Raw genomic sequence first — 13,143 nt, forward strand, 5'->3', positions numbered from 1 at the left:
GGGCTCAGCCGAGCTGCCGGGCGAGGTAGGCGCGCCACTGCGCGGTGAACCGCGGCGGTGTGGTGCCGAGCACCGTGCGCAGGGCCTCCTCCACGGCGCCCGCGCGGCCGGGGTGGGCGCCGACGGCCCGGTAGAAGGCGCCGAGCCGGGACGGGCCCCAGCGGTCGGCGATCATCCGGCAGGCCAGCCAGCCGCCCTCGTAGGCCCGGGCCAGCTTCGTCGGGTCGCTGGTGAAGCGGAAGTCCGCGTCGGCCGGGAGCGCGCGGGGCACCTCGCCGTCCCGGACCGACCGGGCCAGTTCGGGGGCAGCCTCGGCCGGGGCGCGGCCGGTGCCGAGGTAGCCGGTCCAGTCGGCGTAGCCCTCGGACAGCCACAGCGGAGTGGCGGCGGTGGTGGCCGTCCGGGTGGCGACATGGGTCGTCTCGTGGGTGACGACCACCTGCTTGCCGGTGTCGCCGAGCAGCGCGTACGCGTCCGGGTTGACCACCACCCGGTCCGCGGGCGCCCGGCCCGAGCCGCCCGCCTCGCCCGTGGTGACGGCCGCGATGCCCCGGTAGTCGGCGGCGGGCGAGCCGAGCAGGGCCGCCATGCCCGTCAGGGACCGCGGCACGAGGACGACGATCCGGCGGCTCCAGCCCGTGCCCCACACCCCGGAGACCGCCGGCACCGCTTCGTCGGCCAGCCGGGCGAAGGGGCGCAGGTCCGGGGCGGACCCGCCGGCGCCGAGCACCAGGCTGTGCGCGCCCCGCACCACGGTCACCGGGCCCTGGTCCCAGAGCTGCTGCCCGGCCCTGGGGGCGGGCCGGTCGGCGGTGACGTACCAGCGGCCGGCGGCGGTCCGGCCGAGGGTGAGGGTGCGGCGGGCGCCGACCGGGGCCGTGTCGTAGCCGGCGACGCGGTAGCGCAGGTCGGCGTCGGCGGTGGCCCCGGATCCGGTGCGGCGCACGGCGGTGACCCGGTAGCTCCAGGAAGCCAGCGGGAGGGCGCGCAGCCGGGTGTACTCGGTGCGGGCGCCGGTCGCGCCGTACGCCCGCTCGTCGTGGCCGAGCAGGGCCGCCGCGCGCCGGTCGAGCACCCGCTGCACCTCGGTGCGGACCGGATCGGCCGCCGCCGGGGGCGCGGTGCACCCGGCCAGCGGCAGCAGCAGACCGAGCCCCACGGCTCCGATGACCCATGCCCGCCGACGACCAGCCACCGCCCGATCGTACGGTGTCGGGCGCGGTCAGGGCCGGGTGACCGAGGAGACCGGCATCATGCCGACCGGGTCGTAGCGCACCGGGGCGCCGGGGTAGGGCGCGTGGATGACCTGGCCGTGGCCCGCGTACAGGGCCACGTGGCCGGCGTCGGAGCGGTAGACGACCAGATCGCCGGGGCGGGCCTGGGAGAGCGGGACCCGGCGGCCGGCGTACCGCTGCTCCTGCGAGGTGCGCGGCAGGTGCACGCCGGCGTGCGCGTACGCCCACTGGGTCAGGCCCGAGCAGTCGAAGCGGTCGGGGCCGTTGGCGCCCCACACGTACGGGCGGCCGAGCACGGAGCGGGCGGCGGCCAGGGCGGCGGCGGCGCGGCCGCCCTGGCCGGCGGCCGGTGCGGGCGGGTCCGTGCGGCTGCCCCGGGAGGCCCGGTCGTAGGCGGCGCGTTCGGCGGCGGACATGGCGTTGACCAGTTGCCGGGCCCGGGCCAGCTTGCGCTCCACGGTCCGCTTGTGGGCGGCCACCGCCTTGCGGCTGCGCTCCAGCTCGGCGAGGATCCCGGCGGTCTCCGCGCGCTCCTGGACCAGTGCGCGCAGCACGGACCGCAGCTCCTTGAGCCGGCCCGCCTGCCGGGCGCCGATGCGGTCGAGGGTGGCCGCCTTGTCCAGGTAGTCGTCGGGCTCGGCGGAGAAGAGCAGGGCCACCGCCGGATCGATGCCGCCGGCCCGGTACTGGGCGCCGGCCAGTGCGCCGAGCTGCTCGCGCAGGTCGTTGACGCGCTGCTGCTGCCGGGCGATGCGGTCCTGGGCGGTGCGCACCCGGCGGCGCAGCTCGCCGGCGCGTTCGTCGGCCTTGTCGTAGGCCTGGGTCGCCTTCTCGGCCTCCGTGTAGAGCCGGTCGACCTCCGCGCGGGCGCCGGCGTCCGGTGCCGCGTGCGCGGGTACGGCGCCGAGCGCGGCCGCCGCCGCCGACAGCACGCACAGGGCGGCGGTGCCCCGGTCGAATCCGGACGGTGCAAGGCGGCGATGGGACCCCACGGCAGTCCTTCGGCAGGCGGACACAGGCCGTTCCCCGGCGCCTGGGGACGGGGAGGCCCCGGCACCGGGGAAACGCGGCAGACAGTAGCCGTGCGAAGGGGCCCGGACCAAAGACCTCGGCGTCAACACACGCTGACGCCCCGCCGCTGACGCAGGTCACCGGCGGGGCGCGGGGTCAGTTCCGGTTCCGGTGATTCGCCCGTTCGGACGCCACCGTGTCGGACCGGGGCCCGGGTGTCAGACCCGGACGCCGAACTGGAACGGCATGTTGTTGATGGACTCGTAGCGCACCACGGCACCGGTGTGCGGGGCGTGCAGCACCTGGCCGCCACCGGCGTACAGGCCCACGTGGTGCAGGTCGCCGTAGAAGAAGACCAGGTCGCCGACCTTCAGATCGCCGACCGAGCCGATCCGGGTGCCGATGCCCGCCTGCGCCTCGGAGGTGCGCGGGATGGAGACGCCGGCCTGGGCGTAGGCCCAGGAGGTCAGACCCGAGCAGTCGAAGGAGGAGGGGCCGGTGGCGCCGTAGACGTACGGCTTGCCGATCTGGCTCTGGGCGGCGGCGAACGCGGCCGAGGCGCGGCCGGAGGCGGGCGGGGCGTCCTTGAGGTCCACCCGCTCGGTGGAGGAGCGGTTGGCGCGCTGCTGCTCCTGGGCGAGCTGCGCCTTCTCCTGGGCGGTGAGGGTGTTCAGCAGCCGCTGGGCCTCGGCCAGCTTGCCCTGGACTTCCCGCTTCTTGTTGCCCAGTTCGGTGCGGGTGGCGGAGAGGTCCTTGAGCTTCTCGGTGGCCTCGGCCCGCTCCTGGGCGAGTTCGCGCTGCTTGTCCTGGATCTTCTTCAGCGCGTCGACCTGCTGGCTGCTCAACTGGTCGAGCGTGGACGCCTTGTCGAGGTAGTCGTCCGGGTCCGAGGACAGGAACAGCTGGACCGAGGCGTCGATGCCGCCGGAGCGGTACTGCGCGGTGGCCAGCGAACCGAGGCCGTCGCGGAGCTTGTTCAGCTCCTCCTGGCCGCGCGCGACGCTGTCCTGGATGGTGGAGATCTCCTTCTGCAGCTTCTGCTGCTTCTCCTTGGCGCCGTTGTACTTCTCGGTCGCCTGCTCGGCCTGCTCGTAGAGCTTGTCGACCTTGGCCTTGACCTCGGCCTTGCCCGGATTCTCGCTCGGCGCGGCATTGGCGGCGTTGGCGCTGAGCGCGACGGCAGCTGCGGCAGCGGTGGTGAGCACGGTCACGCGAGTGCGGCTCGGCTGCTTGGGTCGACGGTGGGACGCCACGGAGGACGAACTCCTTCTTGTGAGTGTTCACCCGTTCGGAGGTTCGAGCCCAGACCCTAGTGACCTAGCTGTGATCAGTTCAAATCCTCACGGCAAAAAACCCCGTCACGCCATGCATTCTTTGCACATAACTCACATGCAGTGATGCGGGATTGACACTACGTTGCGTGACGTTGCCTGCCAATTCGGGCATTATCCGGGCCTGTTGGACCTTCAGGACAGCCGCTTCAGCAGCACCGCGGAGGCCACCGGCCGGGCGCCCGCCTTCGCGACCCCGTCGGCCACCTCCCGGTCGGTGGAGGCGACGATGACCGGACGTCCCGGCGGCTCGGCGCGCACGAGCTGGCGGATCAGCTCGTCGGCCGTGACACCCGGCTTGGAGAACAGCACCCGCACCCCGCGCGGCGGCGCCAGCAGCACCGGCGCGGCCAGCTCGGCCCCGTCGAAGACACAGGTCACCTCGGCCCCGGTCTGCGCGGCGAGCGCCGAGAGCTGGCCCAGCAGCCTCAGCCGCTGCTTCTCCAGCGGCATCTGCGGATAGCCGGTCTTGGTCACGTTGTAGCCGTCGACGACCAGGTGCGCCTGCGGCAGCGCGAGCAACTGGTCGAGGATCGCCGGATCGTGCTCCGACAGGGCGCGCGCGGCGATGTCCTTCGGGGTCATCCGGCCCGGCTCCACCGCGTCGACGGTCTCGGCGGGGCGCACCGACACCGGCGGCAGCGCGAGTTCGCGCCGCAGGCCCTGGGTCGCCTCCAGCAGGGTGTCGAGCAGCAGCCGTACCCGCATGTCCTCCACGCTGCGGCCCTCCCGGGCCGCCCGCCGGGTGGCCTCCAGCGCGGCCTCGGCCTCGCCCAGACGGGCCTTGAGCCGCCGGGACTCGCTCTCCGCCGCCGACACCTGCACCTGCGTCTCGGCGCGCACGGCGTCGATCTCACCCTGGACCTTGCGCAGCGCGGCCTCCCCGCGCTTGACGTCGTTGAGCGCCGAACGCAGCTTGCGGTGCAGCGACTCGGCCTCCTTCTTCGCCGACTCCACCTCCGCGCGCAGCCGTTCGGTCTCGGCGCGGGTGTGGTCGCGGGCCTGGGCCAGCTCCGCGCGCAGCCGCTCCAGCTCGGCCCGGCTCTCCTCGTCGGCCCGCTCGGCGTCGGCGCGCTGGGCCTCCTCGCCGGCCGCGGCGACCAGCTTCACCCAGCCCGCCGGGCGCAGCACGTAGGCCGCCGCCGCCACGTCGAGCGGGTCCGCGGCCGGGGGCGGGGCGCCGGCGTCGAGGGCACCGGCGAGTTCCGCCTGCGTCTCCCGGAACTTCTCGCCGATCCGCTGCCGGAACAGCGGGTCGGTCTCCAGCGCCGCCGCCATCGCGTTCCCGGCGAACTTCGCCCGGCGGTTCGGGGCGAACCGGGCGTACTGCCGCAACTGGGCGGGCAGTTCCGCCACGGTCAGCCCGCCGAAAGCGTCCGAGACGATCTGCACGACCCGCCGGCGCACACCGTCGGGCAGCGGACGGTCAAGCACCTCAGCGGTGCCGTCGTCCGGCCCCCCGCCTGCGGTCTCCACCATCCGTCACACCCCAATACCGGAAAAAGAGCCTCTCCGGGGCGGCTCCGCTCAGGAGCCGGCGCCCGGCCTGTCCACGAGTTCCACCTGGTCCACCGCGTTGCACCAGCGGCAGCGCACCGACTCGATGGTCTCACTGACCACCTCGCGCTCCTCCACCGTGGGCTCGCCGGCCAGATCGAGGTGGATGTACTCGACGACCTTGGACGAGCGGGTCACGTCGAACCGGGTGAGGTTGCCGCACAGGGCACAGCGCCACCGGGTCGTGGCGGTCGGCAGGGGAACCGTCATCGCGCTGGTCCGCTCCTTCTCGTGTCGGTCCGCGCCGCTGACCGGCGCGTGTGGCTCGTAACCCTACGGCCTGGCGGTCACTCGCCGCCCGTCCGTCCACGGCGGCGAGGCGGTCTGTCGGCATGCGTCCCGTTACGTCATGCTCTGTAGTCATGATCAGTACCTGGAGCACGGCCGCCGGCAGGGCCCTCAGAGCGGTCCGGAGCACGCCGGCGCCGGTGACGTACGGGCTCATCGCGCTGTGCGTCCTGCTCTTCGCGCTCGGCCCGGCCTCCGGGCTGGTGCCCGGGTACGGCTCCGGGGACGCGCTGCCGGCCGTCCAGCGGGCGTACTTCCGGCGCTGGGGCGTGGTCCCGGCCGAGCTGTTCGACGGACCGGCCCGGGGCGCGCTCACCCCGGCCACCGCGCTGTTCGTGCACGGCAGCTGGGTCCATCTGCTCGGCAACATGCTCTTCCTCTTCGTCTTCGGAGCGATGACCGAGGAGAGGATGGGACGGGTGGAGTTCACGCTGTTCTACGCCGGCTGCGGCTACCTCGCCCTCCTCGGCTACGCGGCGGCGAACGCCGCGTCCGGGCAGTCGCTGGTCGGCGCCTCCGGTGCGGTCTCGGCGGTGCTGGGAGCGTTCCTCTACCTGTTCCCCCGGGCGCGCGTGACCAGTCTCCTGCCGTTCCTGTTCTTCCTGCCGCTGCGCTTCCCGGCCTGGGTCGTGCTGCCCTGCTGGGCGGCCCTGCAGTGGCTGGCGGCCGGGCGGGCCTCGGACGGGCCGGGGGTGGCCTACCTCGCCCACCTGGTCGGCTTCGGTCTCGGCTTCGGCTACGCGTGGGTGCGCTACGGCCGTGGGACTAGAGTGAAGGCCGCACCGGCTCCGGTCACCGAGGGAGAGAGACAACCGTGATCACCGCGATCGTTCTGATCAAGACCAGCGTGGACCGGATCCCCGAGATCGCGGAGCGGATCGCCGCGCTGGACAGCGTCAGCGAGGTCTTCTCGGTCACCGGCACCTACGACCTGATCGCCATGGTCCGGGTCCGGCAGCACGAGGACCTCGCCGAGGTCATCCCCGGCCGCATCAGCAAGATCCCCGGCGTGGAGGGCACGGACACGCACGTGGCGTTCCGCACCTACTCCCAGCACGACCTGGAAGCCGCGTTCGCGATCGGCCTGGACAACTAGGGCCTCTCGTTCGGATCATGCCGGGCTCGCGGGCCCTGGCACCGCACCTCGCGGCGTTGTCGTCGGTTGCCATGGCTCCGCCATGGCGCCCTCCTCCGCCTTGCGATGCACGGCACCAGACCCCGCTCCCTGATCCGGCCTGATCCAAACGAAAGACCCTAGGGCCTGTCCGCCCGTTGCCGTCGCGTGACGGGAACGGGCGGACAGGCCCTGGGGCGCGGCCGGGCGCGCGGCGGGCCGGCGTCAGACCGCCGGGACGCAGCGGCCCTCCTCCGTGCGGTACTGCCACTTCGCGCCGTCCCGGACCAGTTCCCGCACCGCGGTGACGAAGCGCTCGACGTGCTCGTCCGGGGTGCCCGCGCCGAAGCTGACACGGATGGCGTTGAGGGACTTCTCGCCCGGGGCCGCCTCCGGGGCGCCGCACTCGCCCTGGGTCTGCGGGTCGCTGCCGAGCAGGGTGCGCACCAGCGGGTGGGCGCAGAACAGGCCGTCGCGGACGCCGATGCCGTACTCGGCGGAGAGCGCGGCGGCGAAGTGGGAGCTGTTCCAGCCCTCGACGACGAAGGAGATGACGCCGACCCGCGGGGCGTCGTCGCCGAACAGGGACAGCACGCGCACCTCGGGGACCTCGGCCAGGCCCGCGCGGACCTTGGCGATCAGGTGCCGCTCGCGGGCGACCAGGGCGTCCCAGCCGGCCTCGGTGAGCGCCTTGCAGGCGGAGGCGATGGCGTAGGCGCCGATGACGTTCGGGGAGCCGGCCTCGTGCCGGGCCGCGGTCTCGTGCCACTCCACGGCCACGCCGCCGTCCTCGCGCCGGGTGACCTTGCGGCTGGCGCCGCCGCCCGCGAGGTACGGCTCGGCCTCCTGGAGCCAGTCGGCGCGGCCGGCGAGGACACCGGAGCCGAAGGGCGCGTACAGCTTGTGCCCGGAGAAGGCGATCCAGTCCACGTCGAGGTCCGCGACGGACACCGGGTGGTGCGGGGCCAGCTGGGCGGCGTCCAGGACGATCCGGGCGCCGTGGGCGTGCGCGGCGGCGGCCAGTTCGCGCACCGGCCACAGCTCGCCGGTGACGTTGGAGGCGCCGGTGACACAGACCAGGGCCGGGCCGTGCGGGTCGCGCTCGGCGAGGGCGCGCTCCAGGGTCTCCACGGCCTGCCGCGGGGTGCGCGGGGCGTCGAGGTAGGTGACGTCCGCGTGCTGCCAGGGCAGCAGGGAGGCGTGGTGCTCGGTCTCGAAGACGAAGACCCGGCAGCCGGCCGGGACCACCCGGGCCAGCAGGTTGAGGGAGTCGGTGGTGGAGCGGGTGAAGACGACCTGGTCGCCGGGCCGGCAGCCGAGGAACTCGGCGACCGCCGCACGGGCGTTCTCGAACAGGTCGGTGGAGAGCTGGGAGAGGTAGCCGGCCCCGCGGTGGACGCTGCCGTAGTACGGGGCGTAGGCGGCGACGTCGTCCCAGACGCGCTGGAGGGCGGGGGCGCTGGCCGCGTAGTCCAGGGCCGCGTAGGTGACTTCGCCGCCGGTGACCAGCGGCACGGAGACATCTGCCCCCAGAACGGGCAGAGGGGTGCAAACGGACCGGTCGGTGGCAGCGGTGGAGACAGACATGGCGAACTCCCGTGAAGGAATGCGGAACGCGGCGGGGTGAAGAGGGAAAAGGGTGTGCGGAGGCGGGGCTCTGCGGCCCTAACGCATTCGCTTGCTCACGGAAGTCTCCTCGACGACCAGGATCCCTGGTGGTGCGAGGGATCCGCGCTTGCCGTGGACCTTGCTGTCCACGGCCTGGTCTTCACCCGGGGCACCCCGCCACGGACGGAGGGTTGCCGGACAGTCGGCCGGGGCCTCATGACTGTCACTCATGACCTGGTGCAGAAAAGTACGCGAGATGATCGTCGTCCCGCAACCCCGTGTCCGGATCGCGGGACGGCTTCCGGTCACCTCACGCGTTGCTGGCGGCCACCCAGCGCTCCAGCACCCGCCGGGCCGCCCCGGAGTCGATCGACTCCGCGGCCCTCGCCATGCCCGCCCGGAGCTGCTCGGCGAGCGGCGCGTCCGCCGGGTCCAAGGCCACCAGCGCCGCCGCCGCGTTCAGCAGCACGGCGTCCCGTACGGCCCCGTGCTCGCCGTCCAGCAGCCGGCGGGCCACCTGTGCGTTGTACGCCGGGTCGCCGCCGCGCAGGGCCTCCACCGGGACCAGGCGGAGGCCGGCGTCGCGCGGGTCGAAGGACTCCTCGCGGACCTTGCCGTCCCGCACCACCCAGACCCGGGAGGTGGCCGTCGTCGTCAGCTCGTCCAGCCCGTCGTCCCCGCGGAAGACCAGCGAGGAGTTGCCGCGTTCGGCGAGCACGCCCGCGACGATCGGCGCCTCGCGGGCGACGGCCACCCCGACCGCCTGGGCCCGCACCCGCGCCGGGTTGGTCAGCGGGCCGAGCAGGTTGAACACCGTCCGGATGCCCAACTGCCCGCGGGCGGCGCCCACATGGCGCAGCGCCGGGTGGAACTTCACCGCGAAGCAGAAGGTGATGCCGGCCTCGTCGGCGACCTCGGCCACCCGGCGCGGCGACAGGTCGAGGTTGACCCCCAGCTGTCCCAGCACGTCGGAGGAGCCGGACGCCGAGGACGCGGCGCGGTTGCCGTGCTTGACGACCTTCGCGCCGGTGCCGGCCACGACGAGCGAGGACATCGTGGAGATGTTCACCGTCTTGGCTCCGTCGCCGCCGGTGCCGACGATGTCGACGGTGCGGCCGGGCACCTCGATCACGTTCGCGTGCTCGTACATGGTGCGGACCAGGCCGGTGATCTCCTGGACCGTCTGGCCCTTGGCCCGCAGCGCCACCGCGAACCCGGCGATCTGGGCGTCGGTCGCCTCCCCGCGCATGATCCGGTCCATCGCCCACGCGGTGTCGTCCGCGGACAGGTCCCGGCCGTCCAGCAGGCCGTTCAGCAGGGCGGGCCAGGAGCGGCCCGCCGCGGTGTCGCCTCCAGCGGGGGTCACAGCGCTCATCAGCCGCTCCTCGTACAGATTCCTGCTCCGTCGCCCCCCACCCTATCCAGCCCGGCGGCATGGCGAAGGGCCCCGTCCGGCTCGCGGACGGGGCCCTTCGGCGTGGCGTGGCGACGCGGGGATCAGTGGTGGCCGTGGCCGCTCGTGATCTCCTTGTACTCCTCGGCGGACGGCTTCGGGATCTGGTTGTCCTCGCCGAAGTAGGCGTTGGACAGCTTCACCCGCAGCTTGTGCGAGGCAGGCACCTTGCGCTCGACACCGTTCTCGTCGACCGTCGGGCCGATCTCGGCCGGCGTGTACTGCTCGTGCGCGGTGAGCGTGTGCAGCTGCTCCTGGCTGAGCGGCTCGTGCACCTCGATGAACTCACCGTGCGGCAGCCGCTTGATGATGCCGGTCTCGCGGCCGTGCAGCACCTTGTCGCGGTCGCGCCGCTGGAGGCCGAGGCAGATCCGCTTGGTGACGATGAACGCGATGACCGGGGCCACGAAGTAGGCGATCCGGACGAACCAGGTGACCGCGTTGATCGACAGGTGGAAGTGCGTGGCGAAGATGTCGTTGCCGCCGCCGATCAGCATCACGAAGTACACGGTCAGCCAGGCGACACCGAACGCCGTACGGGTCGGGGCGTTGCGCGGGCGGTCCAGGATGTGGTGCTCGCGCTTGTCGCCGGTGACCCACGACTCGATGAACGGGTAGACCGCGATCGCCATGAGGATCACGCCGAACAGCAGCAGCGGGATGAACACGCCCAGGACCAGCGTGTGGCCCCAGAAGTTGATCTCCCAGCCCGGCATGGCGCGGATCAGGCCCTCGGCCATACCCATGTACCAGTCCGGCTGGGCGCCGGTGGACACCTGGTCCGGACGGTAGGGGCCGATCGCCCAGATCGGGTTGATCTGCGCGATCGCCGCGAGGGCCGCGAGGACACCGAAGACCAGGAAGAAGAAGCCGCCGGCCTTCGCCATGTACACCGGGAGCAGCGGCATGCCGACGACGTTGTTGTTCGACTTGCCGGGACCCGCGAACTGGGTGTGCTTGTGGTAGAAGACCAGGATCAGGTGGGCCACCATCAGGCCCAGCATGATGCCCGGCAGCAGCAGGATGTGGATCGAGTAGAAGCGGGCCACGAAGTCGCCGCCCGGGAACTCGCCGCCGAAGAGGAAGAACGAGATGTACGTGCCGATGATCGGCACGGACAGGATCGCGCCCTCCATGAAGCGGACACCGGTGCCGGAGAGCAGGTCGTCCGGGAGCGAGTAACCGGTGAAACCGGTGAACATGCCCAGGAAGAGCAGCAGGAAGCCGAACAGCCAGTTGATCTCACGCGGCTTGCGGAACGCGCCGGTGAAGAACACGCGCATCATGTGCACGAACATGCCGGCGATGAAGACCACGGCACCCCAGTGGTGGATCTGCCGGACGAGCAGACCACCGCGCACATCGAAGGAGATGTGCAGGGTCGAGTTGAACGCCTCCGACATCAGCTGTCCCTGGAGCGGGACATACGTGCCGTGGTACTGCACCTCGTTCATCGACGGGTGGAAGAACAGCGTCAGATAGACACCCGTCAGGATGATGATGATGAAGCTGTACATGCACACTTCGCCGAGCATGAACGACCAGTGGTCGGGGAAGATCTTGCGCATGTTGGCCTTGGCGAGGGAGTAGATCCCCAGCCGGCCGTCGGCCCAGTCGGCGAACCGCTCGCCGGCCGGCGCCTGCCCGCGAGAGCGGGGCGTCGCGTTGTCTGCAGTACTCATCCGCGCTCCCAGAAAGCAGGACCGACGGGCTCCTCGAAGTCGCCGAGCGCCTGGAGGTAACCCTCACTGTCCACACCGATGCGCAGCTGCGGCAGGGCGTGGCCGGCGGGGCCGAAGATCACTCGGGCACCGTCGGAGAGGTCGAAGGTGGACTGGTGGCACGGGCACAGCACGTGGTGCGTCTGCTGCTCGTACAGGGAGATCGGGCAGCCGACGTGGGTGCAGATCTTCGAGTAGGCGACGATGCCCTGGTGCGACCACTCCAGCTCGCGCTTGTCCTTGATGTTGCCCGGCTGGATGCGGACGATCATCAGGGCGGCCTTGGCGATCTCCGTCTGGAACTCCTCGGAGTGCTCCTCCAGGCCGTCGGGCTTGGCGAAGGTGAGCGAGCCCACGGCGACGTCCTCGGGACGCAGCGGCTGGTTCGTGTTCATGTTGACCAGGCGCTTGCCCTTGGCCCACATGGTGTGGCGCAGCTTGGTGCCGGGCGCCGGGCCGAGGCCGCCGAGCAGCATGACGCCGGAGAGCGGCACCAGGGCCAGCGCGCCGAACATCGTGTTGCGGATCAGCTTGCGGCGGCCGAGCGCCGACTCCTTGGCACCCAGGCGGAAGTCCGCGTGGACCTTCGCCCGGACCTCGGGGGACGCCTCGATCGGGTGACGCTCGTCGGCGACCTCCACGTCGGACATCAGGGTGCGGGCCCAGTGGACCGCGCCCGCGCCGATGCAGAACAGCGCCACGCCGAGGGTGAGGCCCAGCGTGAAGTTCAGCGCGTTGATGTGGCCGATCGGGAAGACGAAGACCGCCTTGTCGTGCGGCACCGCCACGTAGGAGACGATGAAGCCGATGGTGGCCAGCATCGACACCGTGAACAGCAGGGCGACCACGCGCTCGGACCGCTTGGCGGCCCGCTCGTCGATGTCCTGGATCCGGTGCTCGTGCGGCGGCAGCCCCGGGTCGGCGAACGGGTTCTCCTCGTCCGCGACGTCTACCGCGCCGTGCGCGTGGGCCTGCTCAGCGGGCAGGTTCTCTTCTGGAATGTCTTGGCTACTCATGACTTCTTGGCCTTTGCGGTCCGAGCGGCGACCCAGACGGCGACCACGATCAGCGTGCCGAGGCCGAAGATCCAGCCGAACAGACCCTCGCTGACCGGTCCGAGACCGCCCAGCTCCAGACCACCCGGGTTCTCGGTCTTGTCGCCGTTGACCGCGTTCAGGTACGCGATGATGTCCTTCTTGTTCTTCTCCGACATCGTGGTGTCGGGGAAGGACGGCATGTTCTGCGGGCCCGTCTGCATGGCCTCGTAGATGTGCTTCGGAGCGACACCCTCCAGCGTCGGCGCGAACTTGCCCTTGGTCAGGGCACCGCCCTTGCCGGTGAAGTTGTGGCACTGCGCGCAGTTGGTGCGGAACAGCTCGCCGCCCTTGGCGATGTCCGCGCCCTCGGGGCCGTACTGCTGCTTGGTGGGCACGCTCGGGCCGGCGCCCAGCGACGCGACGTACGCGGCCAGCTGGTCGATCTCGGCCTGCGAGTAGGTGACCTTCTTGCGCGGGATCTGGGCCATCTGGGAGGTGGAGGCCGGCATACGGCCGGTGCCCACCTGGAAGTCGACCGCGGCGGCGCCCACGCCGACGAGGCTGGGGCCGTCGGAGGAGCCCTGGCCACCGGTGCCGTGGCAGCTGGCGCAGCCGACCTCGTAGAGCTTCTTGCCCTCCTTGATGGTCAGGGACTGGGCGGTTTCATCGGCCTGTGCCTTGCCCGCGGGCGCGAACGCGGCGTACAGCCCCCCAGTGGCCGCCAGCGCGAGGAGTAGGACGACGACCGCCGCCAGCGGATGGCGTCGTCGTGCGGAGAGCTTTTTCAC

General features: G+C 72.0%; 12 protein-coding genes and 1 riboswitch. Of the genes, 2 read left to right on the forward strand and 10 right to left on the reverse strand.

The window, feature by feature from the left end; genetic code table 11:
• Nucleotides 1–4: 4 nt before the first annotated feature.
• From ACH4OA_RS23055 to ACH4OA_RS23075, 5 genes are all read right to left on the reverse strand, one after another.
• Entirely contained in the window at nucleotides 5–1,195 is a 1,191-nt protein-coding gene (locus ACH4OA_RS23055; protein ID WP_397945729.1) for a hypothetical protein, read from the reverse strand.
• 27 nt (nucleotides 1,196–1,222) lie between these two features.
• Nucleotides 1,223–2,227, reverse strand: a complete 1,005-nt coding sequence (locus ACH4OA_RS23060) for an NlpC/P60 family protein (protein ID WP_397942005.1) — start codon at nucleotides 2,225–2,227, stop codon at nucleotides 1,223–1,225.
• A gap of 237 nt (nucleotides 2,228–2,464) precedes the next feature.
• A complete protein-coding gene (locus ACH4OA_RS23065; RefSeq protein WP_397942003.1) occupies nucleotides 2,465–3,499 on the reverse strand; it encodes an NlpC/P60 family protein in 1,035 nt (344 codons plus the stop codon).
• A 213-nt stretch (nucleotides 3,500–3,712) separates the two neighbouring features.
• Nucleotides 3,713–5,056, reverse strand: coding sequence for an NYN domain-containing protein (locus tag ACH4OA_RS23070; protein ID WP_397942001.1), 1,344 nt, complete (start codon nucleotides 5,054–5,056; stop codon nucleotides 3,713–3,715).
• A gap of 48 nt (nucleotides 5,057–5,104) precedes the next feature.
• Nucleotides 5,105–5,344: a hypothetical protein gene (locus ACH4OA_RS23075; protein WP_365876088.1), complete on the reverse strand. Its 240-nt coding sequence runs from the start codon at nucleotides 5,342–5,344 to the stop codon at nucleotides 5,105–5,107.
• A gap of 152 nt (nucleotides 5,345–5,496) precedes the next feature.
• Here ACH4OA_RS23075 and ACH4OA_RS23080 point away from each other — a divergent pair, with 152 nt between their 5' ends.
• On the forward strand, nucleotides 5,497–6,240 hold the full coding sequence (locus ACH4OA_RS23080) for a rhomboid family intramembrane serine protease (RefSeq protein ID WP_365876090.1): 744 nt from the start codon (nucleotides 5,497–5,499) through the stop codon (nucleotides 6,238–6,240).
• Nucleotides 6,237–6,518 (forward strand): Lrp/AsnC ligand binding domain-containing protein, encoded by a 282-nt coding sequence (locus tag ACH4OA_RS23085; protein ID WP_360734273.1) that lies wholly within the window; start codon nucleotides 6,237–6,239, stop codon nucleotides 6,516–6,518. Before ACH4OA_RS23080 ends, ACH4OA_RS23085 begins: the two co-directional genes overlap by 4 nt.
• A 243-nt stretch (nucleotides 6,519–6,761) precedes the next feature.
• Here the strand turns inward: ACH4OA_RS23085 and ACH4OA_RS23090 are convergent, their stop codons facing one another.
• From ACH4OA_RS23090 to ACH4OA_RS23110, 5 genes are all read right to left on the reverse strand, one after another.
• Nucleotides 6,762–8,123, reverse strand: a complete 1,362-nt coding sequence (locus tag ACH4OA_RS23090) for an aminotransferase class V-fold PLP-dependent enzyme (protein ID WP_397970506.1) — start codon at nucleotides 8,121–8,123, stop codon at nucleotides 6,762–6,764.
• Between the two features lie 139 nt (nucleotides 8,124–8,262).
• A riboswitch (SAM riboswitch) is annotated at nucleotides 8,263–8,379 on the reverse strand.
• A 75-nt stretch (nucleotides 8,380–8,454) separates the two neighbouring features.
• Nucleotides 8,455–9,519, reverse strand: a complete 1,065-nt coding sequence (gene trpD / locus ACH4OA_RS23095) for an anthranilate phosphoribosyltransferase (protein ID WP_397941997.1) — start codon at nucleotides 9,517–9,519, stop codon at nucleotides 8,455–8,457.
• A gap of 122 nt (nucleotides 9,520–9,641) precedes the next feature.
• Nucleotides 9,642–11,279, reverse strand: coding sequence for a cytochrome bc complex cytochrome b subunit (locus ACH4OA_RS23100; RefSeq protein WP_365876098.1), 1,638 nt, complete (start codon nucleotides 11,277–11,279; stop codon nucleotides 9,642–9,644).
• On the reverse strand, nucleotides 11,276–12,334 hold the full coding sequence (locus tag ACH4OA_RS23105) for a Rieske 2Fe-2S domain-containing protein (protein WP_397941995.1): 1,059 nt from the start codon (nucleotides 12,332–12,334) through the stop codon (nucleotides 11,276–11,278). The genes ACH4OA_RS23100 and ACH4OA_RS23105 overlap by 4 nt, the downstream gene beginning before the upstream one ends.
• Nucleotides 12,331–13,143, reverse strand: a complete 813-nt coding sequence (locus ACH4OA_RS23110; protein WP_397941994.1) for a c-type cytochrome — start codon at nucleotides 13,141–13,143, stop codon at nucleotides 12,331–12,333. Before ACH4OA_RS23110 ends, ACH4OA_RS23105 begins: the two co-directional genes overlap by 4 nt.

The organism is Streptomyces sp. NPDC017095 (assembly GCF_044332325.1).
Classification (GTDB): Bacteria; Actinomycetota; Actinomycetes; order Streptomycetales; family Streptomycetaceae; genus Streptomyces.

Coding starts and splice junctions, on each gene's coding strand:
- ACH4OA_RS23070 (WP_397942001.1), bottom strand. CDS start 5,056: ATGGTGGAGACCGCAGGCGGGGGGCCGGACGACGGCACCGCTGAGGTG.
- ACH4OA_RS23075 (WP_365876088.1), bottom strand. CDS start 5,344: ATGACGGTTCCCCTGCCGACCGCCACGACCCGGTGGCGCTGTGCCCTG.
- ACH4OA_RS23080 (WP_365876090.1), top strand. CDS start 5,497: ATGATCAGTACCTGGAGCACGGCCGCCGGCAGGGCCCTCAGAGCGGTC.
- ACH4OA_RS23090 (WP_397970506.1), bottom strand. CDS start 8,123: ATGTCTGTCTCCACCGCTGCCACCGACCGGTCCGTTTGCACCCCTCTG.
- trpD (WP_397941997.1), bottom strand. CDS start 9,519: ATGAGCGCTGTGACCCCCGCTGGAGGCGACACCGCGGCGGGCCGCTCC.
- ACH4OA_RS23100 (WP_365876098.1), bottom strand. CDS start 11,279: ATGAGTACTGCAGACAACGCGACGCCCCGCTCTCGCGGGCAGGCGCCG.
- ACH4OA_RS23105 (WP_397941995.1), bottom strand. CDS start 12,334: ATGAGTAGCCAAGACATTCCAGAAGAGAACCTGCCCGCTGAGCAGGCC.